16 protein-coding genes and 1 pseudogene are annotated in these 21149 nt (G+C 64.7%); 10 read left to right on the top strand and 7 right to left on the bottom strand.

Features of this window, described 5'->3' with window-relative positions; translation table 11 throughout:
• Together K7W03_RS18065 and topA are read left to right on the top strand one after the other, a co-directional pair.
• Positions 1 to 373, top strand: a pseudogene (locus tag K7W03_RS18065) (DNA-protecting protein DprA); the annotation flags it as partial.
• A 113-nt stretch (positions 374 to 486) separates the two neighbouring features.
• Complete coding sequence (gene topA, locus K7W03_RS18060; protein ID WP_222886973.1) at positions 487 to 3039, top strand: type I DNA topoisomerase; 2553 nt, start codon at positions 487 to 489, stop codon at positions 3037 to 3039.
• Positions 3040 to 3156: 117 nt separating this feature from the next.
• Here topA and era read toward each other — a convergent pair whose 3' ends face one another.
• The 4 genes from era to lepB all read right to left on the bottom strand — a co-directional run bounded on the left by era (position 3157) and on the right by lepB (position 5944).
• The gene (era, locus tag K7W03_RS18055) at positions 3157 to 4065 is read right to left on the bottom strand and encodes a GTPase Era (protein WP_222886972.1); all 909 of its coding nucleotides are present in this window, start codon (positions 4063 to 4065) and stop codon (positions 3157 to 3159) included.
• A 4-nt stretch (positions 4066 to 4069) separates the two neighbouring features.
• Positions 4070 to 4390 (bottom strand): GIY-YIG nuclease family protein, encoded by a 321-nt coding sequence (locus tag K7W03_RS18050; RefSeq protein WP_222886971.1) that lies wholly within the window; start codon positions 4388 to 4390, stop codon positions 4070 to 4072.
• 64 nt (positions 4391 to 4454) lie between these two features.
• Complete coding sequence (gene rnc / locus K7W03_RS18045; protein WP_222886970.1) at positions 4455 to 5168, bottom strand: ribonuclease III; 714 nt, start codon at positions 5166 to 5168, stop codon at positions 4455 to 4457.
• Complete coding sequence (gene lepB / locus K7W03_RS18040) at positions 5123 to 5944, bottom strand: signal peptidase I (protein ID WP_025547367.1); 822 nt, start codon at positions 5942 to 5944, stop codon at positions 5123 to 5125. Before lepB ends, rnc begins: the two co-directional genes overlap by 46 nt.
• Positions 5945 to 6178: 234 nt before the next feature.
• Between lepB and pgi the strand changes: the two genes are divergently transcribed.
• On the top strand, positions 6179 to 7684 hold the full coding sequence (gene pgi, locus K7W03_RS18035) for a glucose-6-phosphate isomerase (protein WP_103000823.1): 1506 nt from the start codon (positions 6179 to 6181) through the stop codon (positions 7682 to 7684).
• A gap of 149 nt (positions 7685 to 7833) precedes the next feature.
• Positions 7834 to 9180 (top strand): glutathione-disulfide reductase, encoded by a 1347-nt coding sequence (gene gor, locus K7W03_RS18030; RefSeq protein WP_025547364.1) that lies wholly within the window; start codon positions 7834 to 7836, stop codon positions 9178 to 9180.
• A 3-nt stretch (positions 9181 to 9183) separates the two neighbouring features.
• Here gor and K7W03_RS18025 read toward each other — a convergent pair whose 3' ends face one another.
• On the bottom strand, positions 9184 to 9891 hold the full coding sequence (locus K7W03_RS18025; protein ID WP_222886969.1) for a 2OG-Fe dioxygenase family protein: 708 nt from the start codon (positions 9889 to 9891) through the stop codon (positions 9184 to 9186).
• Positions 9892 to 9980: 89 nt separating this feature from the next.
• Positions 9981 to 10766: an SDR family NAD(P)-dependent oxidoreductase gene (locus K7W03_RS18020; protein WP_048578028.1), complete on the bottom strand. Its 786-nt coding sequence runs from the start codon at positions 10764 to 10766 to the stop codon at positions 9981 to 9983.
• A 108-nt stretch (positions 10767 to 10874) separates the two neighbouring features.
• Here K7W03_RS18020 and K7W03_RS18015 point away from each other — a divergent pair, with 108 nt between their 5' ends.
• Positions 10875 to 11771: a LysR family transcriptional regulator gene (locus tag K7W03_RS18015; protein WP_048578027.1), complete on the top strand. Its 897-nt coding sequence runs from the start codon at positions 10875 to 10877 to the stop codon at positions 11769 to 11771.
• A gap of 183 nt (positions 11772 to 11954) precedes the next feature.
• On the opposite strand, the gene K7W03_RS18010 is transcribed toward K7W03_RS18015, so the two are convergent.
• Positions 11955 to 13370, bottom strand: coding sequence for a helix-turn-helix domain-containing protein (locus tag K7W03_RS18010; protein WP_025547357.1), 1416 nt, complete (start codon positions 13368 to 13370; stop codon positions 11955 to 11957).
• 121 nt (positions 13371 to 13491) lie between these two features.
• Here K7W03_RS18010 and K7W03_RS18005 point away from each other — a divergent pair, with 121 nt between their 5' ends.
• The 5 genes from K7W03_RS18005 to K7W03_RS17985 all read left to right on the top strand — a co-directional run bounded on the left by K7W03_RS18005 (position 13492) and on the right by K7W03_RS17985 (position 20973).
• Positions 13492 to 15024, top strand: a complete 1533-nt coding sequence (locus K7W03_RS18005) for an acyl-CoA carboxylase subunit beta (RefSeq protein WP_025547356.1) — start codon at positions 13492 to 13494, stop codon at positions 15022 to 15024.
• Positions 15025 to 15138: 114 nt separating this feature from the next.
• Positions 15139 to 15579 (top strand): methylmalonyl-CoA epimerase, encoded by a 441-nt coding sequence (gene mce / locus K7W03_RS18000; protein ID WP_222886968.1) that lies wholly within the window; start codon positions 15139 to 15141, stop codon positions 15577 to 15579.
• Position 15580: 1 nt separating this feature from the next.
• Entirely contained in the window at positions 15581 to 17746 is a 2166-nt protein-coding gene (scpA, locus tag K7W03_RS17995; RefSeq protein ID WP_222886967.1) for a methylmalonyl-CoA mutase, read from the top strand.
• Complete coding sequence (bioB, locus tag K7W03_RS17990; RefSeq protein ID WP_025547353.1) at positions 17746 to 18744, top strand: biotin synthase BioB; 999 nt, start codon at positions 17746 to 17748, stop codon at positions 18742 to 18744. The genes scpA and bioB overlap by 1 nt, the downstream gene beginning before the upstream one ends.
• Positions 18745 to 18972: 228 nt before the next feature.
• Positions 18973 to 20973, top strand: coding sequence for an acetyl/propionyl/methylcrotonyl-CoA carboxylase subunit alpha (locus K7W03_RS17985; RefSeq protein ID WP_103000104.1), 2001 nt, complete (start codon positions 18973 to 18975; stop codon positions 20971 to 20973).
• Positions 20974 to 21149 lie beyond the last annotated feature (176 nt).

Genomic DNA, 21149 nt, shown 5'->3' with positions numbered 1-21149 from the left:
CGGGAACTGCCGGGCCAGCGGCTGCGTGCCCGGCTCTCCGCTCGATCCCCGCGCCCAGGGGTGCAACCAGTTGATCCGGGAGGGCGCGGTGCTGGTCCAGAGCGCCGCCGACGTAATCGAGGCGATCGGCGCCATCGACCCGCGCATGGTTCGGCAGCCCGGCGGCCACTTCGCGGGCGAGCCGCCGTCCGGCGACGTGGCCGAGCGGGAGCGGGCGTCGGTCGTCGCGCTGCTGGGACCGGCGCCCGTGCCGGTGGATGAACTGATAAGGCTGTCGGGCCTTGGCCCCGCCGTGGTGCAGACCGTGCTGCTGGAACTGGAACTCGCCGCCCGGCTGGAGCGGCATGCGGGTGGGAAGGTCAGCCTGTCGTGATGGGGCGTCCCGACCGTGCGGAATGCCGCCTGCATCGCTGCGGCTTGACGGAGGGCGGAAACAGCTTTCAGACTCGCGCGTGTACGTGAGAGACAATTTGAACCGGGGCATGAATGCAGCTTGTCATCGTTGAATCGCCGGCCAAGGCGAAGACCATCGAAAAATATCTGGGCGGCGATTTCCATGTGCTGGCCAGCTATGGGCATATCCGCGACCTGCCGCCCAAGGACGGGTCGGTGGACCCCGACAACGGCTTTGCCATGAGTTGGGAAAATTATGGCGACAAGGGCAAGCAGCTCAAGGCCATAGCAGACGAGGCCAAGAAGGCGACCCGCCTGATCCTGGCGACCGACCCTGATCGCGAGGGGGAGGCGATAAGCTGGCATGTGCAGGAGGTGCTGCGCGCCAGGAAGGCGCTGCCGCAGAAGGTGGACCGCGTGACCTTCAACGCGATCACCAAGCAGGCGGTGACCGAGGCGATGGCCCAGCCGCGCGCGCTGGACGAGGATCTGATCGACGCCTATCGGGCGCGGCGGGCGCTGGATTATCTGGTGGGCTTCACGCTTTCTCCGGTGCTGTGGCGCAAGCTGCCCGGCGCGAAGTCGGCGGGGCGGGTGCAGTCCGTGGCCTTGCGGCTGGTCGTGGACCGGGAGCGCGAGATCGAAAGCTTCGTGCCGCAGGAATATTGGTCGGTCGCGGCCGAGATGGAGCAGGGCGGACAGGGTTTCGTTGCGCGGCTGGTGCGCTGGCGCGGCGAGAAGATCGAGCGGCTGACCATCGGCAGGGAAGGCGACGCCATGGCCGCGAAGGCGGATGTGGAGGCCGGGCGCTTCACCGTCGAGAAGGTCGAGACCAAGCCGGTTTCGCGCAATCCTCCGCCGCCGTTCACGACCTCGACGCTTCAGCAGGAGGCGGCGCGCAAGCTCGGCTTCTCCGCCAGCCATACGATGCGGATCGCGCAGCAGCTCTATGAGGATGGCGCGATCACCTATATGCGGACCGACGGCGTGCAGATGGACGGCAGCGCCATTTCCGCCGCGCGCAAGGCGATCGCGGAGCGCTATGACGGCGGCTATCTGCCCGAAAAGCCGCGCCAGTACCAGACCAAGGCGAAGAATGCGCAGGAAGCGCATGAGGCCATTCGTCCGACCGAGTTTTCGCGCGACAAGGTGGGATCGGGCGACCATGCGCGGCTGTACGACCTGATCTTCAAGCGGGCGCTGGCGAGCCAGATGGCTTCGGCGCGGCTGGAGCGGACGACCGTCGATCTGGTCGATGCGACCGGGCAGCATGGGCTGCGCGCCACCGGACAGGTGGTGATCTTTCCGGGGTTCCTGGCGCTCTATGAGGAAGGGCGCGACGATGCGGAAGACGATGATTCGAGGCTGCTGCCGCGCTTGGGCGTGGGCGACGCTCCCGCCAAGAAGAGGGTGACGGCGGAGCAGCATTTCACCCAGCCGCCGCCGCGCTATTCGGAAGCGTCGCTGGTCAAGAAGCTGGAGGAACTGGGGATCGGGCGGCCGTCCACTTATGCCTCCACGCTTCAGGTGCTGAAGGACCGCGATTATGTGCGGATCGAGAAGAATCGCTTCTTCGCGGAGGAAAGCGGGCGGCTGGTAACGGCTTTCCTGGAGCGTTTCTTCGAGCGGTACGTGTCCTACGACTTCACGGCGGGGCTGGAGGATGAGCTGGATGAGATTTCCGGCGGGCGGGCCCAGTGGCAGGCGGTGCTGGAAGCCTTCTGGCGCGACTTCAAGCCCAAGACCGCCGAGGTGATGGAGCAGAAGCCGTCGGACATCACGGCCGAGCTGGACAAGTTTCTGGAGCCGATGCTGTTCCCGCCCAAGGCGGACGGGTCCAATCCGCGTGCCTGCCCGATGTGCGGCGACGGGCAATTGTCGCTGCGCGGCGGGCGGTTCGGCGCGTTCATCGCCTGCTCCAACTATCCGGAGTGCAAATATACGCGCAAGTTCGGGCAGCCGGGCGGCGACAAGGATGGCGAGGACAAGGGGCCGGAGGTGCTGGGCCAGCATCCCGAGACCGGGCAGGATATTGTCCGGAAATCCGGGCGGTTCGGACCCTATATCGAGATGGGCGAGGGCAAGGAGGCGAAGCGCGGCTCCATTCCCAAGGATTTGCCCGATGGCGAGTTGACGCTGGACTGGGCGGTGAAGCTGCTGAGCCTGCCGCGCGAGATCGGGCTGCATCCGGAGACGGGGAAGCCCATCGTGGCCAATATCGGGCGGTTCGGGCCCTATCTGCTGCATGACGGCAAATATGGGCGGCTGTCCTCCACCGCGGAGATTTTCGAGGTGGGGATGAACAGCGCCGTGGCCAAGCTGGCCGATGCGGCGAACAAGGGCGGGCGTGGGGCTTCGTCGCGGGAGCCGCTGAAGGTGCTGGGCAAGCATCCGCGCACCGAAGCGGAGATCAAGCTGATGGCGGGGCGCTATGGTCCCTATGTGACCGATGGCACGACCAATGCGACGCTGCCCAAGACCATCGAGCAGGATGCCCTGACGCTGGAGGAGGCTGCGCAACTGATCGATGCGCGGGCTGCGGCGGCGCCTGCGAAGAAGGGGAAGAAGGCGCCGGCGAAAAAGGGTGCGGCGAAGAAGCCTGCCGCGAAGAAGGCGCCTGCCAAGAAGAAGGTGGCGGCGGAGTAATTATGCTCGTCATCCCCGGAAAGCGGGAATCCATCTCCCATAAATTGTGCCTGGCGCAAGATCAGGTGATGGATTCCCGCCTGCGCGGGAATGACGATGATTGATAAGCGGGTTGGCTTACTCCACCCAATCCAAGCCGATGTCGCGGTAGATGAAGCGGTCGTCTTCCCAATCTTCCTTCACCTTGACGTGGAGGTAGAGATGGACCTTGACCCCGAGCAGGCTGGCCAGTTCGGCGCGGGCCTTTGAGCCGATTTCCTTGAGGCGCTGGCCGCCCTTGCCCAGCACGATGGCGCGCTGGCTGGAGCGGCCGACGAGGATCTGCTGGTGGATTTCGACCGATCCGTCCTCGCGCTCGCTATATTTTTCCGTGTCGACGGCGGCGGCATAGGGGAGTTCGGCGTGGAGCTGGTGATAGAGCTGTTCGCGCGTGATCTCCGCCGCCAGCATGCGGTCGGTGGCGTCGGAAACCTGATCCTCCGGGAAGTGCCAGGGGCCTTCGGGCATGGCCCTGGCGAAGGCGGTCTTGAGTTCGGGAAGGCCGTCGCCGGTCGCCGCGCTGACGAAGAAGGTCTCCGCTATGTCGAGCTGTTCGTAGAGCCGCTGGGTGTGGACCAGCAGCTTTTCCTTGATGGCGATGTCGACCTTGTTGAGGATCAGCCATTTCCTCTCCGGGCGGGCGGCGAGGGCGCTGACGATCGGTTCCATCTTGGCGCCGAGGCCCGCCTTGCCGTCGACGACCAGAGCGATCAGGTCGGCGCCTTGCGCGCCGCCCCATGCGGCCTGCACCATGGCGCGGTCAAGGCGGCGCTTGGGGGCGAAGATGCCGGGGGTGTCGACCAGCACCATCTGCGCGTCGCCTTCTATCGCGACGCCCATGACGCGGGTGCGGGTGGTCTGCGCCTTGGGGCTGGTGATCGCCACCTTCTGGCCTACCAGCGCGTTGACCAGCGTGGATTTGCCCGCATTGGGCGCGCCGACTATGGCGATGACGCCGCAGCGTTGGGATTCAGGATTTAGGCTCAAAAAATCACTCCGTTCGCCCTGAGCTTGTCGAAGGGCTTTCCTTTTCTTGGTTCGAGCGCGCCAAGGTAGAGATGAGTGTCCAATCCTCGCGAATGAGAGCGAGTTTCTTGGCCCGGCTCCAGCCTTTGATTTGGCGCTCTGCTTCAAGCGCCTCCATACGGGTTCCGAACTCCTGCGACCAGACCAGTTTTATAGGGCGGCGGTTTTGGGTGTGGCCGGGGATTGCGCCTGCCTCATGTTGCGCGATGCGGGTTTGGAGATTGTCGGTGTGGCCGGTGTAGAAGCTGCGGTCGGCGCAGTGGAGGAGGTAGGTCCAGAAGGGCATGACTTTCCCGAAAAGAAAGAAAAGCCCTTCGACAGGCTCAGGGCGAACGGAGGCGGGGCGGGACTTAGGTGGTGAGCTTCTCCAGCAATGCCTTTGCCGCCGCGGTTTCCGCTTCCTGCTTGGAACCGCCCGTCGCGCTTGCTTCGCCTGCGCCCTTGATGCTGACCGTTACCGTGAATTTCAGGGCGTGGTGGGGGCCGGAGCGGTCGGTCATCGCATATTCCGGCGGTTTGCGCTTGTTGGCGGCGGCCCATTCCTGGAGTGCGGACTTGGGGTGTTTGGGCGCGCTGGACTGGGTGTCGACGCGGTCGGCCCAGAGACGGCGGACGAGGGTGCGGGCCTCCTCCAGGCCGCCCTCCAGATAGAGCGCGCCGATCAGCGCCTCCATGACGTCGCCCAGCACATTGTCGCTGTCGGCGGCGCCATCGTCGCGGGCCTGCTTGCCGAGCACCAGATGAGCCGGAACCCCGGCGCTGCGGGCGACTTCGGCGCAGGTCTCGCCGGAAACCAGCGCGTTGAAGCGGCGGGAAAGCTTGCCTTCGGGTTCGCCCGAAAAGCGGTCGTAGAGCCACTCCGCGATCAGCAGGCCGAGGATGCGGTCGCCCAGGAATTCCAGCCGTTCATAATTCACCGCATGGGCGCTGCCATGGGTCAGCGCCTGGTTGAAGGCGGCCGGGTCCTTCGGCGCGCGGCCGATCAGGGCGCTCAGCCAGCCTTCGGTGTCGGGTTTCGTCAAAAGCCTTCCCCGATGCGGCTCCAGCGCGCGGCGGACACCCATGTCCAGGGCAGCAGCCAGTTGGCGCTGCCATCGGTCGAGAAGACGGAGATCATCGCCTTGCCGACCAGATTTTCCTCAGGAACAAGGCCGATGCCGCCGCCGTCGACCGCCGGGAAGCGGCTGTCGGCGCTGCGGTCGCGATTGTCGCCCATCATGAAGAGATGGCCTTCGGGCACCACCACCGTGTCGCGGTCGTCGGCCGCGCCGTCCGGCACCAGGTCGAGGACATTGTAGCTTTTGCCGCCCGGCAGCGTCTCCCGATATTGGGGGTAGCGGCACTGGCGGCCGCCGGGTACGGCCTCCTCGAACTTCGGGCGGTAGCAGGGGGAGGGACTGCCTTCCTTCGCCGCCGCATCCTCCATATTGGGGGTGACGGGTATGACGAGGTCGGCCACCTTCTGCTTCGGAATGGCCTGACCGTTCAGATAGACGGTGCCCCCGCGCACGGAGATCATGTCGCCGGGCAGGCCGATGACGCGCTTGATATAGTCGTTCTTCTGGTTCGGCGGCGCCTTGAACACCACCACGTCGCCGCGCTGCGGCGTCGAGGCGAAGATGCGGCCGGGGATCAGCGGTATGCCGAAGGGCAGCGAATAGCGCGAATAGCCATAGGGCCATTTCGCCACCAGCAGATAATCCCCGATCAGCAGGCGCGGCTGCATCGATTCCGACGGGATGTTGAAGGGCGACACGATGAAGCTGCGAAGGACGAAGACGAACACCGCCAGCTTTGCGAGAAACCAGAGGAAATCCCGCGTTTCGGATTTTGCGCTCATGCTTGGTCGTCTTTTCCTTCAATTCGCCCTGAAAACAGGCCGTCGCGGCTTTTGCGGGTTAGTAAAGCCGCCGTCAAGCGGGCTAGAGACCAACGGGTTGTCACTTCATGCTGCCCCGCAGCCCGATTTTTCCCCTCGAACGGTGCAATAGCGGAACGACTTGGCTAGGATGGGCAAGAATCGACAGGTGCAGCGTCGGTATCGATCAACGGCAAAACAAGAGGATATATCCCAATGTCCAGCCCTGCACTGGCAGCGCTCGCGGCTCTTCCCCAGGCCGATCTCAAGTCCATCTTCACCACCGATCCCGACCGGCTGAGCAAGTTCACCCTGCGCCAGGGGCCCGTGCGCTTCGACTGGTCGAAGACGCATCTGACCGACGAGCTGTTCGAGGGATTCCTGGCGCTGGCCGAGGAAAAGGGCTTTGCCGCGCAGCGGGACGCCCTGTTCGCGGGCGAGGCGGTGAACAACACCGAGGGCCGCGCCGCCGAGCATCCCGCCGAGCGGGGCGAGGGCAATGCCGACAGCGTGGCGCGGGCCAAGATGTTCCATGCGCGGATGCGGGCGTTGATCGACGCCATAGAGGGCGAGGCGCTGGGGCCGATCCGGCATATCCTGCATATCGGCATTGGCGGGTCGGCGCTGGGGCCCGACCTGATCGTCGATGCATTGGGCGGCGACGGAGCGCGCTATGACGTCGCCATCGTGTCCAATGTCGACGGCACGGCGCTGGAGCGGGCGATTTCGCGCTTCGATCCCGAAGCGACGCTGATCGCGGTGGCTTCGAAGACCTTCACCACCACGGAGACCATGCTGAACGCGGCGAGCGCGATCAACTGGATGGTCGAGGCGGGGGTGGATGATCCCTATGGCCGGGTGATCGCGCTGACCGCATCGCCCGACAAGGCGATCGAATGGGGCGTGGACGAGACGCGGGTGCTGCCCTTCGCGGAGAGCGTAGGCGGGCGTTATTCGCTCTGGTCGTCCATCGGGTTTCCGGCGGCGCTGGCGCTGGGATGGGATGCTTTCGAGAGCCTGCTGGAAGGCGCGGCGGCGATGGACCGGCATTTCCGGCTGAGCGACCCCAGGCAGAACGCGCCGCTGATCGCCGCCTTTGTCGACCAATATTATGCGCGGGTGCTGGGATGCCAGACGCGGGCGCTGTTCGCCTATGACGAAAGGCTGCGTCTGCTGCCCTCCTATCTCCAGCAACTGGAGATGGAGAGCAACGGCAAGAGCGTGACGCGCGACGGCAAGCCCGTCGATGGACCGACGGCGGCGATCACCTGGGGCGGCGTCGGCACGGACGCGCAGCATGCCGTGTTCCAGCTGCTGCATCAGGGGACGATCCTGACGCCGGTGGAGTTCATCGCCTCCATCGAGCCGGGCCATGCGCTCGATCCGGCGCATCATCGGGCCTTGCTGGTGAACTGCTTCGCGCAGGGCGCGGCTTTGCTGCGGGGCAAGGATAATGAGGCCGATCCGGCGCGGGCCTATCCGGGGAACCGGCCTTCGACCACCATATTGCTGGACGACGTGACGCCGGAGGTTCTGGGGGCGCTGATCGCTTTCTACGAGCATCGGACCTTTGCCAATGCGGTGCTGATGGGGATCAATCCGTTCGATCAGTTCGGTGTCGAGCTGGGCAAGGAAATCGCCAGGTCCATCGAGGCGGAGGGGCCGAAGGGGTTCGATCCTTCGACCATGGCTTTGATCGATCTGGCTTTGGGCGGGGTTTGACGGATAAGCCGCTTCTGGAGGTGGGAGGGCCCCGTTTTGCTAGCGCCCACCCCCGGCCCCTCCCGCCTGCGGGAGGGGAGTGAGAAGATTCTGGTTTGTAACTCTGCTGGGGACGCTCCATATGCGGGCGCAATCTAGCGGAGGGATGGATGAGCAATTACGACTTCGACCTTTTCGTCATCGGGGCGGGATCCGGCGGCGTGCGGGCTTCGCGCGTGGCGGCGGCGCATGGCGCGAAGGTGGCGGTGGCCGAGGAATATCGGGTCGGCGGCACCTGCGTCATTCGCGGCTGCGTGCCCAAGAAGCTGCTCATCTATGGCGCGCATTTTGCAGAGGATCTGAAGGATGCGCGGCGCTTCGGCTGGAATGTGCCCGATTGCGGCTTCGAATGGACGACGCTGCGCGACAATGTGCTGGCCGATGTCGACCGGCTGGAGGGACTCTACAAGAACACGCTGGACAGCCATGAGGTCGAACTGATCCCCGAGCGGGCGACGATCACCGGGCCGCATGGCGTGAAGCTGGCCAGCGGGCGCGAGGTCACGGCCAGATATATCCTGGTTTCGACCGGCGCCTGGCCCATCGTTCCCGACATCGAGGGGGCGGAGCATGGCGTGACGTCCAATGAACTGTTCCACCTGGAGGAATGCCCGAAGCGGATCGTGATCGTCGGCGGCGGCTATATCGCCAATGAATTTGCGGGCATCTTCCACCAGTTCGGCAGCCATGTGACGATCGTCAACCGGTCCAACACCCTGCTGCGCGGCTATGACGAGCAGATCCGCGACCGGCTGCTCCAGATTTCGACGATGAAGGGGATCAATTTCCGCTTCAACGCCGAGATGGAGAAGATCGAGAAGAATGAGGACGGCACGCTGTGCGTCCGGTTCAGGAGCGGCGATCCGATCGCCTGCGACCTGCTGGTCTTCGCAACTGGGCGCAAGCCGCATGTCGATGGGTTGGGGCTGGAGAATGCCGGGGTCGAACTGAGCGACAAGGGCGCGATCAAGGTCGATGAATATAGCCGCACGAGCTGCGAGAGCATCTATGCGGTGGGCGACGTCACCGACCGGATGCAGCTCACCCCCGTCGCGATCCGCGAGGGGCATGCCTTTGCGGATACGGTGTTCGGGGACAATCCGCGCACGGTCGATTATGATTGCGTGCCCTCCGCCGTGTTCAGCCATCCGCCGCTGGCGGGCGTGGGGCTGACCGAGGCGCAGGCGAAGAACAAATATGGGACGGTGAAGGTCTATACCTCCGACTTCCGGCCGATGAAGAATGTGCTGGCCGGGCGGGACGAGCGGGCGCTCTACAAGATGGTGGTGGACGCGACGACCAATCGCGTGGTCGGGCTGCACATGATCGGGCCGGATGCGCCGGAAATCCTTCAGGCGGCGGCGATTGCGGTGAAGGCCGGCCTCACCAAGCAGGAGTTCGACGACACCGTCGCCCTGCATCCGAGCATGGCCGAGGAGCTGGTGCTGTTGAAATAAGGCTCAGGCGTCGGCCGCGAAGGTGAGGACGAGAGCGTCGCGCCAGGCGGGTTGCGCCGGGTCGACCGCATGGATTTCGGTGACGCCGTGCATGATGCGGTGGTCGTCGATCAGCACCGCGTCCCCCGGGCGGGCAAGGGTGAATTCGCCCAATGCACCGCCCTCCGGCGTGCCGATGCGGGTGACGCCTTCGCGGACGTTGCGGCGTTCGACCAGCATGACGAAGACCCAGTCCACGCCGTCGCGGTGCATGCCCTCCGGCGTGGGGCGGCCCAGTTCCCCGGTCCGGGCCTCTATGCGGAACTGGTGGAGTTCGACATGCTGCCGTCCGGCCAGGGGGAAGCTGCGCGCGCAGAAGGCGAAGATCGCCTGCATCGCGCTATTGTCGATGGTGCCCTGCTCGACGGGATCGAACCAGCGCTGCACATCGCCATTCAGGGGATTATAGTCGCGGCTCTGGAAATGCGGCTGATGCGGTTGGCGCGTGAAGACGCCCTGTTCGCAGGCGAAGGTCGCGTGGCGGCGGCGGCGATAGCGCCCTCCGTCCGCCATATAGAGATCGGGGCCGAGATCGTCCCAGCTTCGCGCGAGCGCGTTCCAGCCGGCGGAGGGGAGCCGTTCGAACAGGTCTGCCCCGGACAGGCGGGCATAGCCGGCTTCCGCCAGTTCGTGCCGGAGGGGCGTGTCCATGAGAATGTCCGTGTCGCTCATCCGTCCTTCCTATCCGGAGAGACAGACGAGCGACAGGGCCAGTTCCCGCAAGCAGGATATGGATCGGGCGCCCATATCGGGCGGCCCTATCAGGCTATGGTGGGGACGATCCCACCCTCCGCCCGGATCGCCGCGCCGTTGGTGACGGCGGCGAGCGGGCTGGCGAGATAGGCGACCATCGATCCGATCTCGTCCGCCTCGATCAGCCGGCGGACGAGGGAGAGCGGGCGCAGCGTCCGGAAGAATTCCGCTTCGCGTTCGGCCTCGGGCGCGTCCTTGTTCTCGACCACCGACTGGATGAAGTCGACGATCCCTTCCGAACGGGTGGGGCCGGGCAACACCGTATTCACCGTCACGCCGGTGCCGCGCGTCTGTTCGGCCAGGCCGCGGGCGATGGCGAGCTGGGCGGTCTTGGTCATGCCGTAGTGGATCATCTCGCCGGGGATCACCAGCGCGCTTTCGCTGGCGATGAAGATGATGCGGCCCCAGTTCTTCGCGATCATGCGCGGGAAATAATGACGGGCGAGGCGGGCGCCGCTGACGACGTTGACCTCGAAGAAATGATGCCAGTCCTCGTCGGAGATTTCGGTGAAGGGCTTGGCTTCGTAGATGCCGAGATTGTTGACGAGGATGTCGACGTCCGGAGCGGCTTCGATGAGCGTGGCCGCGCCCTGCGCCGTCGCGGGATCGGCCAGGATCGGGCGGACCCTGCCGGACTGGGCAAGCTGCGCGGCCGCATCGTCGAGCTTGGCCTGATTGCGGCCGGTGATCACGACCTCCACACCTTCTTCGGCAAGGCGCCTGGCGATGGCAAAGCCGATCCCGGCGGTCGATCCGGTGACGAGGGCGGTCCTGCCGTTGAGTTTCAGATCCATGGGGCAACTCCTGTTCTGCGTGGGTGAACGCAGAAATAGGAGAAGGGATCATTGATGATTAGAATGATCGTCGTCACTATAGAAGTGATTTCAGATCATGAGCGATGCATGGATAACCGCTTCGGGGATATAGAGACGTTTCTGGCGGTGGCGCAGGAGGGCAGCCTTGCCTCCGCCGCCAGGGCTTTGCGGCTGACGCCGTCCGCCGTCAGCCGCAGCATCGCCCGGCTGGAGCAGCGGCTGGGCGTCACCCTGCTGCGGCGGACCACGCGGTCGCTGGCGCTGACGATGGAAGGGGCCGCCTATCGCGACCGGATGTCGGCGCTGATGGCGGAAATGACCGATGTCGAAAGCAGGCTGGGGCAGGAGGAGCAGGGACCGCGAGGGCTGTTGCGGGTGAATGCCTCCGTATCCTTCGGCATCCACTGCCTGTTGCCGATCCTGCCCCGCTTTCTGGCCCGGCATCCGGCCGTGACGGTCGATCTGGCGTTATCCGATGCGGTGGTGGACCTGGTCGAGGAGAGGGCCGACATCGCCATCCGGATCGGGCCGCTGCGCGATACGCGGCTGCGCGCCAAGAAGCTGGGGCGCAGCCGCATGGTGCTGGTCGCCAGTCCCGCCTATCTGGCTGCGCGGGGCATGCCGCTCAGGCCGGACGATCTGGACGGGCATGACTGCCTGCAGTTCAGCTTTCGTCGGTCGGTGGACAGCTGGGCCTTCCGGATCGGCGGGCGGACGGTGCAGCGTCCGGTGCAGGGGCGTTTCTTCGGCAATTCGGGCGAGGTCGTGCGGCAGATGGCGATCGCGGGCGGCGGCATAGCGCGGCACGGGCGCTTTCACGTCGCCGCCGATGTGCGGGAAGGGCGGCTGGTCGAGGTGCTGGGCGATTTCAGCACGGGGGAGGGCGAGGATATTCACGCGCTCTATTCCGCGCAGGACCGGCTGGCGGCGCGGGTGCGGGCTTTTCTCGATTTTCTGGAGGGGGAACTGGAATTGCCGGATTAGCCTAGAGCCAATCGACATTCAGCCCTGACGGCCTGCAAATGACGCTTTTCCGTGCTTCCGGTGCTCACCTACCTTTGAGTAGGCTGCGCTCCGGGTCACGAAAAACCACCATTTTCGGCTCGTCATCATCTGAATGTCGATTGGCTCTAGCGGGCGCGGGCGCTGCGAGGAAAGCGGTGTGCCTTAGCCGATCCAATAGGGCACGATCTGGCGATTGTCGGGATCGACGCGGATCGGGCGGTCCGCGGGCGGGAAGGCGCGTTGGTCGCAGCTCTGGCGGGGGCAGAGGCGGCAGGTGATGCCGATCGGGGTCGCCGCGCCCTCCACCTCCAGTTGCAGGCCGTCGGCATAGACGAAATTGGCGGCATGCGCGATTTCGCAGCCCAGCACGACGGCGAAGCGGCGCGGCGTGCGGCTGTAGCTGCCGGAGGGTTTAACCAGACCCTTCGCCATGGACACATAGCGGACGCCGTCGGGCGTTTCGCCCAGTTGCACGTTGATCCGGTCGGGGACCGCGACCGCTTCATGGACGTTCCATAAGGGGCAGGCGCCGCCGAAGCGGGCGAATTGCAGGCGCGTGGCGCTGTGACGCTTGGTGATGTTGCCCGCCATGTCGACGCGGCAGAAGAAGAAGGGGATGCCCCGCAGGCCGGGCCTTTGCAGCGTCGAGAGGCGGTGGCAGGCCTGTTCGAAGCTGACGCCGAAGCGGCGCGCGAGACGGTCTATGTCATGGCGGACTTCGCGGGCGGCTTCGCGGAAGGGGGCATAGGGCATCAGCAGCGCCCCCGCCGCATAATTGGCGAGGCCGATGGCGAGCAGCCGGTCCGCGCCGGGCACGGGCAGCGCCGCCCTGTTGACCACGTCCGCGATCACGGCCTGCCCCTCCAGCATCATCAACTGGTGGGCGAGCATGAATTTGCGGCTTTCGGTGGGCAGGGCCGCGTTCACGAACAGGCGCTTTTCGCTGCTGGTATAGGAGCGGAGCGCGGAATCCGGCGTTTCCGCGATCAGCGTTTCGATGCCGTGGCGGCGGGCCAGCGCCTCCACCAGCATGCCTTCGTCCAGCGTCTGGCCGGCGGTGAAGCTGGCGGCCATGTCCTCCGCCAGGCAGTCAAGGACATGGACGTAATTGCCCGCTTCGTGGAACCAGTCCCGCGCCGCTTCCCAGGGCAGGCGGGCCTGCACCGCATGATCGTTGGCTATGGCCTCCTCGATCATGTTGATGCGTTCATTGGCGCGCATATGGGCATTGTAGAGGTCGACATAGCGCGCCGCGAATTCGGGGAAATGCAGGTGCAGCTTCTCGATCCGTTCCGGCTCCATCGGCACGCCGGGCAGTTCGGGATGGGCGAGGGCGAAGGTGAAGGCGCCCAGAAGCTGTTCCTCCTCCCGGCTGTCGAAGCTGGCCCAGTCGGTGGGAAAGGCGCTGGCGACGGCCGCCTTGACCTTGGCCGTCAGGGGGCGGTCGTCATTCTCAAGCTGGCTGAGATAGGATACCGATATGCCAAGGGCCTGGGCCATGGTCGCCTGGTCCATGCGATGGTCGAGACGGAGTTGGCGCAGGCGCGGTCCTGCGAAGATTCGATTGCCACGAGCCATGGATCGTCCATAATTTGCAAAATCGCGATTTGCAAATTGGCAAAATTGCATTTGCGAAAATGCGGAAAGATTGGGAAGGGGCGGACATAGACGTCCGCGACAAGCCGGAGAAAAGCCTGATATGTCGAAGCTCGCCATCATCGAACAGCTCGAAGCCAAGCGGGAGGCCGCGCGTCTGGGCGGCGGACAGCGCCGCATCGACGCGCAGCATGCCAAGGGCAAGCTGACCGCGCGGGAGCGGCTGGACGTGCTGCTGGACGAGGACAGCTTCGAGGAGCTGGACATGTATGTCGAGCACAACTGCATCGACTTCGGCATGGACGGGCAGCATATCCCCGGCGACGGCGTCGTCACCGGATCGGGCACCATCAACGGCCGGCTGGTCTATGTCTTCAGCCAGGACTTCACCGTCTATGGCGGCGCGGTGTCGGAACGGCACGCGATGAAGATCTGCAAGATCATGGACATGGCGCTGAAGGTGGGCGCTCCCGTGATCGGCCTCAATGACTCGGGCGGCGCGCGCATCCAGGAAGGCGTGGCTTCGCTGGCGGGCTATGCCGAGATTTTCCAGCGCAATGTGCTGGCGTCGGGCGTGGTGCCGCAGATCAGCGTGATCATGGGGCCGTGCGCGGGCGGCGCGGTCTATTCGCCGGCGATGACCGACTTCATCTTCATGGTGAAGGATTCGAGCTTCATGTTCGTGACCGGCCCGGACGTGGTGAAGACCGTCACCAACGAGGTCGTGACGCAGGAGGAACTGGGCGGGGCGGTGACGCATACCACCAAATCGGGCGTGGCCGACCTTGCGTTCGAGAACGACATCGAGGCGCTGCTGGCGGTGCGCGATTTCGTGGACTTCCTGCCGGCGTCCAACAAGGAGCCGGTGCCGGAGCGGCCGAGCGCCGATCCGTGGGACCGGATCGAGGACAGCCTGGACACTTTGGTCCCCGCCAATGCGAACCAGCCCTATGACATGCATGAGCTGATCCGCAAGGTGGTGGACGAGGGCGACTTCTTCGAGGTGCAGCCCGCCCATGCGGGCAACATCATCTGCGGCTTCGGCCGGGTCGAGGGCAAGACGGTGGGCGTCATCGCGAACCAGCCGATGGTGCTTGCCGGGGTGCTGGACATCAACTCGTCCAAGAAGGCCGGGCGCTTCGTGCGCTTCTGCGATGCGTTCGAGATTCCGATCGTGACCTTCGTCGACGTGCCCGGCTTCCTTCCCGGGACGGCGCAGGAGCATTCGGGCATCATCAAGCATGGTGCGAAGCTGCTGTTCGCCTATGCCGAGGCGACCGTGCCGAAGATCACCGTGATCACCCGCAAGGCCTATGGTGGGGCCTATGACGTCATGTCCTCCAAGCATCTGCGGGGCGACCTCAACTATGCCTGGCCCACCGCCGAAATCGCGGTGATGGGGGCCAAGGGCGCGGTGGAGATCATCTTCCGGGGCAAGACGCCCGAAGAGATCGCGGAAAAGACCAAGGAATATGAGGACCGCTTCGCCAACCCCTTCGTGGCGGCGGGCAAGGGCTTCATCGACGAGGTGATCCAGCCGCATTCGACCCGAAAGCGGATCGCCCTGGGGCTGCGCAAGCTGCGGAACAAGGCTTTGGAGAACCCCTGGAAGAAGCACGACAATATTCCGCTCTAAGGTGAATCCGTCATCCCCGCGCGGGCGGGGAACCCTCTCCGGACATCATATCCGGGGAGAGGGCGGGAGATGGATTCCCGCCGTCGCGGGAATGACGAAGTTGGGAATGACGTTATGAAAATCGGCCGTCTCAATCATATCGGCGTGGCGACGCCCTCGCTGGAAGCATCGATTGCCTATTATCGAGACGTCATGGGCGCGACCATCGCGCATGAGCCGTTCGACCTGCCGGCGCAGGGGGTGAAGGTCTGCTTCGTGGATACGCCGGGCGAGAACGGCACCGCCGGCACGCAGATCGAACTGATCGAACCCTTGGGCGAAAACTCGCCCATTCACGGCTTCATCGCCAAGAACCCGGCGGGCGGGCAGCATCATATGTGCTATGAAGTGCCCGACATTCATGAAGCCAAGGCGTGGTTCGAGGGGCTGGGCAAGAAGGTGCTGGGCGAGCCCCGCATCGGGGCGCATGGGACGCTGATCTTCTTCGTCCATCCCAGGGACATGAATGGGGTGCTGACCGAAATCATGGAAACGCCCAAGGAAGGCGCGCATTGATATGACAGAGAAGCCGACGCTGGACCAGTGGGCCGCCGCCGCCGCCAAGGAGGTGAAGGGCAAGGACCTGAACTGGGAAACCCCGGAAGGGATCACGGTCAAGCCGCTCTACACGGCGGAGGATGTGACCCCGGATAAAGTTGGCGATCCGGGCCTGCCCGGCTTCGCGCCGTTCACGCGGGGCGTACGCGCGTCCATGTATGCGGGGCGCCCCTGGACCATCCGGCAATATGCGGGCTTTTCGACCGCGGAGGAATCCAACGCTTTCTATCGCCGCAATCTGGCGGCGGGACAGAAGGGGCTGAGCGTTGCCTTCGACCTCGCCACCCATCGCGGCTATGACAGCGACCATCCGCGTGTCGTGGGCGACGTCGGCAAGGCGGGCGTGGCGATCGACACGATCGAGGACATGAAGATTCTGTTCGACGGCATTCCGCTCGACCAGATGTCGGTTTCCATGACCATGAACGGCGCGGTGATCCCGATCCTCGCCTTCTTCATCGTCGCGGGCGAGGAGCAGGGGGTCGAGCGCAGGCTGCTCGACGGGACCATCCAGAACGACATTCTGAAGGAGTTCATGGTCCGCAACACCTATATCTACCCGCCCGAACCCTCGATGCGGATCATCTCGGACATTTTCGGCTATACCAGCCGGGAGATGCCCAAGTTCAACAGCATCTCCATCTCCGGCTATCATATGCAGGAAGCCGGGGCGACGCAGGTGCAGGAACTGGCCTTCACCATCGCGGACGGCGCGGAATATGTGCGCTATGGCGTGGCATCGGGCCTGGACATCGACAAGTTCGCCGGGCGTTTGAGCTTCTTCTTCGCCATCGGCATGAACTTCTTCATGGAGATCGCCAAGCTGCGCGCTGCCCGCGTGCTCTGGCATCGGGTGATGACGAAGCTCGGCGCGAAGGACGAACGCTCCAAGATGCTGCGCACCCATTGCCAGACATCGGGCGTGTCGCTGACCGAGCAGGACCCCTATAACAATGTCATGCGCACCACCATCGAGGCGATGGCGGCGATGCTGGGCGGCACGCAGTCGCTGCACACCAACGCGCTGGACGAGGCAATCGCGCTCCCAACCGATTTCTCCGCCCGTATCGCGCGCAACACGCAGATCGTCATCCAGGAAGAGACGGGCATGTGCAATGTCGTCGATCCGCTGGGCGGCAGCTATTATATCGAGGCGCTGACCCAGCAACTGGTCGACGCCGCGCAGGAGATCATCGACCGCGTCGAGGCCGAAGGCGGCATGGCGAAGGCGGTGGCCGCCGGCTGGCCCAAGGCGATGATCGAGACCGCCGCCGCCGCCCGTCAGGCGCGGGTCGACCGGGGCGAGGACGTGATCGTCGGCGTGAACAAATATCGTCTGGCGAACGAGGACCTGCTCGAGACGCTGGAAGTCGACAACAGCAAGGTCCGTGAAGCGCAGATCGCCCGCATCAACAAGGTGAAGGCGGAGCGTGACGAGGCCGCCTGTCAGGCCGCGCTGGATGCGCTGCGCCGGGCGGCGGCGGGCGAGCAGTCGATCGAGAACAATCTTCTCGCCCATGCGGTCGAAGCGGCGCGCGCCCGCGCCACGCTGGGCGAAATCTCCTCCGCCATGGAGGACAGCTTCAACCGATACGGCACGGTGCCGACGCCGGTGAAGGGCGTCTATTCCAAGCCCTATGCGCGGGATGCCCGCTGGCAACAGGTTCTTGACGGGGTGCAGGCCGTCGAGCGGCGCCTCGGTCGCAAGCCGAAGATCCTTATCGCCAAGATGGGGCAGGACGGCCACGACCGGGGCGCCAACGTGATCGCGTCCGCGTTCGGGGACATGGGTTTCGACATCGTGTCGGGCCCGCTGTTCCAGACGCCGGAGGAAACGGTGGTGCTGGCGCTCGACAGCGGCGCGGACGTGGTCGGCGCCTCGTCGCTGGCCGCCGGGCACAAGACGCTTATTCCCGCACTCATCAGGCAGCTTCGGGAACAGGGCCGCAACGACGTCAAGGTGGTGGCGGGTGGGGTCATTCCGCCGCAGGATTACGACTTCCTCCGTGACGCAGGCGTCCAAGGGATTTATGGACCGGGCTCCAACGTCGTGGAATGCGCCGCCGATGTGCTGCGCCTCCTCGGCCACAACATGCCCCCGGCGGGGCTGGAGGAAGCCGCATAATGACTAAGACGCCTCGCACTGACTGGACCCGCGACGAAATCGCCGCGCTGTTCGACCTGCCCTTCAACGACCTGATGTTCGAGGCGCAGTCGATCCATCGTGCGAACTTCCCGCGCAATGAGGTGCAGCTTTCGACCCTGCTGTCGATCAAGACGGGCGGTTGTCCGGAGGATTGCGGCTATTGCAGCCAGTCGACCGAGGCGGAAAGCGGCCTCAAGGCCACCAAGCTGATGGACGTGCAGGCGGTGCTTCAGGCGGCGGCGCAGGCGAAGGACCATGGTTCGGGCCGTTTCTGCATGGGCGCGGCGTGGCGCAATCCCAAGGAACGGGACATGCCCAAGCTCATCGAAATGGTGAAGGGCGTTCGCCAGATGGGCATGGAAACCTGCATGACGCTGGGCATGCTGTCGGCTGGTCAGGCCAAGCAGTTGGCCGATGCGGGGCTGGATTATTACAACCACAATATCGACACCTCGCCGGAAAATTACGCCAACGTCATCACCACCCGGACCTTCGCGGACCGGATCGAGACGCTGGAAAATGTCCGGGACGCGGGCATCAATGTGTGCTGCGGCGGAATCGTCGGCATGGGGGAGACGCGATCGGATCGCATCGGTTTCCTGCATGCGCTCGCCACCATGCCGCATCCCGAAAGCGTGCCGATCAACGCGCTGGTGCCGGTCGAGGGCACGGTGCTGGGCGACATGCTGAAGGACACGCCGCTCGCGAAGATCGATGAGGTTGAGTTCGTCCGCACGGTCGCCGTGGCGCGGATCGTCATGCCGCAGTCGATGGTGCGGCTTTCCGCCGGGCGCGAGAGCATGAGCGAGGCCTGTCAGGCGCTCTGCTTCATGGCGGGGGCGAACAGCATCTTCACCGGCGACAAGCTGCTGACCGCGGCCAATGCCGGGGACGACAAGGATAGCGCGTTGCTCGGGAAGCTCGGGCTGACGCCGATGATGGCTCAGCCGCATGGGCATCTGGAGGCGGCTGAGTGAAATTCGGCCGAATGATGGCGGTGATCGTCGTTGTGCTGGCCGTGATCTTCTGGGGTTTGTTCTCGTCGGGCGCCTTCATGCACGGCGATTAGCATCAACCACCACCTCCGTTCGCCCTGAGCTTGTCGAAGGGCTGCACTTCTCTTCGAAAGGGAAGGAGGGGGCTTCGACAAGCTCAGCCCGAACGGGGTGAGAGGAACTGAATAAGGACTGGGGCAAGGATAGATAATGGCAATCACCAAGATCCTGATCGCGAACCGTGGCGAAATTGCGTGCCGCGTCATCCGCACCGCGCGGAAGATGGGCATCAAGACCGTTGCGGTCTATTCCGATGCGGATGCGCGCAGCCCCCATGTGCTGATGGCGGACGAGGCCGTGCATCTGGGCCCGCCGCCTGCCGCCCAGTCCTATCTGCTGGCCGACAAGATCATCGAGGCGTGCAGGGCGACCGGCGCCGACGCGGTTCACCCCGGCTACGGCTTCCTCTCGGAGCGGGAGAGCTTCCGCAAGGCGCTGGACGAAGCGGGCATCGTCTTCGTCGGTCCTCCCGCCAACGCAATCGCCGCCATGGGCGACAAGATCGAATCGAAGAAGCTCGCCAAGGCGGCCGGCGTCAATGTGGTTCCCGGCTATGTCGGTGTGATCGAGGATACCGAACATGCCGTCCGCATCTCGAACGAGATCGGCTATCCGGTGATGATGAAGGCATCGGCCGGCGGCGGCGGCAAGGGGATGCGCCTTGCCTATTCCGAGCAGGACGTTCGCGAAGGCTTCGAGGCGACCAAGCGCGAGGGGCTGAACAGCTTCGGCGATGACCGCGTGTTCATCGAGAAGTTCATCGAAAGCCCGCGCCATATCGAAATCCAGATACTGGGCGATCAGCACGGCAACATCGTCTATCTCAATGAGCGTGAATGTTCGATCCAGCGCCGCCACCAGAAGGTGGTGGAGGAAGCGCCGTCGCCCTTCGTATCTCCCGAAATGCGCAGGAAGATGGGCGAGCAGTGCGTCGCCCTGGCGCGGGCGGTCGGCTATTTCAGCGCGGGCACGGTCGAGTTGATCGTATCGGGCGCGGACAGGACGGGCGACGGTTTCTACTTCCTGGAGATGAACACCCGTCTGCAGGTGGAGCATCCGGTTACGGAAGAGATCACTGGCCTCGATCTGGTCGAGCAGATGATCCGCGTCGCCAATGGCGAGGAACTGGGCTTCGCCCAGGAAGATGTGAAGATCAACGGCTGGGCGATCGAGAACCGCGTCTATGCCGAGGACCCCTATCGCGGCTTCCTGCCCTCCACGGGCCGCCTGATCCGTTACAATCCGCCCGAAACCGGCGCTGATGAAACGGGGGCGCTGGTGCGCGTCGACGACGGCGTGGTCGAAGGCGGCGAGGTCAGCATGTTCTACGACCCGATGATCGCCAAGCTGATCACCTGGGCGCCGACCCGGCTGGAAGCCATAGACAAGCAGATCGCGGCGCTCGACCAGTTCGAGATCGAGGGGCCGGGGCATAATATCGATTTCGTTTCCGCGCTGATGCAGCATGCGCGATTCCGTTCGGGCAACATCACCACCGGCTTCATCGCGGAGGAATATCCGGAGGGCTTCACCGGCGCGCCGGCTTCGGAGACGCTGCTGAAGCGTCTGTCGGCCATCGGCGCCTTTGCAGCCATGGCGCAGGCGGACCGGGCGCGCCGCATCGACGGGCAGCTTGGCAAGCGCCTCGCTCCGCCGACCGACTGGCAGGTGAAGATCGGCGATGCGGTCCATGATGTCGTGATCAATGGCGATGACGTCACGGTGGATGGCAAAGCCATCGAACTGGCGCTGGAATATACGCCCGGCGACCGGCTGATCGAGGCGGAGTTCGGTGAGGAGCAACTGGCGGTGAAGATCGCGCCGGTGCGTTCGGGCTTCGTGCTGACCGCCCATGGCGCCAGCCACAAGCTGCGCATCCTGCCCGCCCATGCGGCGGTGCATGCCAGGCATATGATCGAGAAGATTCCGCCAGACCTGTCGCGCTTCCTGATCTGCCCGATGCCGGGCCTGCTGGTGGCGCTGAATGTGAAGGAAGGCGACAAGGTCGAGATCGGCCAGCCGCTGGCCGTGATCGAGGCGATGAAGATGGAGAATATCCTGCGCGCGCAGAAGGCGGGCGTGGTGAAGAGCGTGTCCGCCGCGCAAGGGGAAAGCCTGCCGGTCGACGCGATCATTCTGGAACTGGAATAAGCGCTTGCCTGGGGCGAGGTCGGGGAACGGCCTTCCCGACCTTGCCATGGGACCGGTTCTTGAGCGGGCTGCTTTGAAATTGAATCGGATCGCCGTTCCAGATTCCTTGTTTTTCCGTGATTCTGGACCGGCGGTCGGTTCCGATCGCCTGGAAATCGCTCTGGAGCAGATTCCGA

Origin of the sequence: Sphingobium sp. PNB, assembly GCF_019873065.1 — a bacterium.
Taxonomy (GTDB): domain Bacteria; phylum Pseudomonadota; class Alphaproteobacteria; order Sphingomonadales; family Sphingomonadaceae; genus Sphingobium; species Sphingobium fuliginis.
This window is presented reverse-complemented; position numbering and strand designations above follow the sequence as displayed.

What these genes read in the sequence shown, in the direction of transcription:
- topA (WP_222886973.1), top strand. Translation starts at nt 487, where the DNA reads ATGCAGCTTGTCATCGTTGAATCGCCGGCCAAGGCGAAGACCATCGAA.
- K7W03_RS18050 (WP_222886971.1), bottom strand. Translation starts at nt 4,390, where the DNA reads ATGCCCTTCTGGACCTACCTCCTCCACTGCGCCGACCGCAGCTTCTAC.
- rnc (WP_222886970.1), bottom strand. Translation starts at nt 5,168, where the DNA reads ATGGGTGTCCGCCGCGCGCTGGAGCCGCATCGGGGAAGGCTTTTGACG.
- lepB (WP_025547367.1), bottom strand. Translation starts at nt 5,944, where the DNA reads ATGAGCGCAAAATCCGAAACGCGGGATTTCCTCTGGTTTCTCGCAAAG.
- pgi (WP_103000823.1), top strand. Translation starts at nt 6,179, where the DNA reads ATGTCCAGCCCTGCACTGGCAGCGCTCGCGGCTCTTCCCCAGGCCGAT.
- gor (WP_025547364.1), top strand. Translation starts at nt 7,834, where the DNA reads ATGAGCAATTACGACTTCGACCTTTTCGTCATCGGGGCGGGATCCGGC.
- K7W03_RS18025 (WP_222886969.1), bottom strand. Translation starts at nt 9,891, where the DNA reads ATGAGCGACACGGACATTCTCATGGACACGCCCCTCCGGCACGAACTG.
- K7W03_RS18020 (WP_048578028.1), bottom strand. Translation starts at nt 10,766, where the DNA reads ATGGATCTGAAACTCAACGGCAGGACCGCCCTCGTCACCGGATCGACC.
- K7W03_RS18015 (WP_048578027.1), top strand. Translation starts at nt 10,875, where the DNA reads ATGGATAACCGCTTCGGGGATATAGAGACGTTTCTGGCGGTGGCGCAG.
- K7W03_RS18010 (WP_025547357.1), bottom strand. Translation starts at nt 13,370, where the DNA reads ATGGCTCGTGGCAATCGAATCTTCGCAGGACCGCGCCTGCGCCAACTC.
- K7W03_RS18005 (WP_025547356.1), top strand. Translation starts at nt 13,492, where the DNA reads ATGTCGAAGCTCGCCATCATCGAACAGCTCGAAGCCAAGCGGGAGGCC.
- mce (WP_222886968.1), top strand. Translation starts at nt 15,139, where the DNA reads ATGAAAATCGGCCGTCTCAATCATATCGGCGTGGCGACGCCCTCGCTG.
- scpA (WP_222886967.1), top strand. Translation starts at nt 15,581, where the DNA reads ATGACAGAGAAGCCGACGCTGGACCAGTGGGCCGCCGCCGCCGCCAAG.
- bioB (WP_025547353.1), top strand. Translation starts at nt 17,746, where the DNA reads ATGACTAAGACGCCTCGCACTGACTGGACCCGCGACGAAATCGCCGCG.
- K7W03_RS17985 (WP_103000104.1), top strand. Translation starts at nt 18,973, where the DNA reads ATGGCAATCACCAAGATCCTGATCGCGAACCGTGGCGAAATTGCGTGC.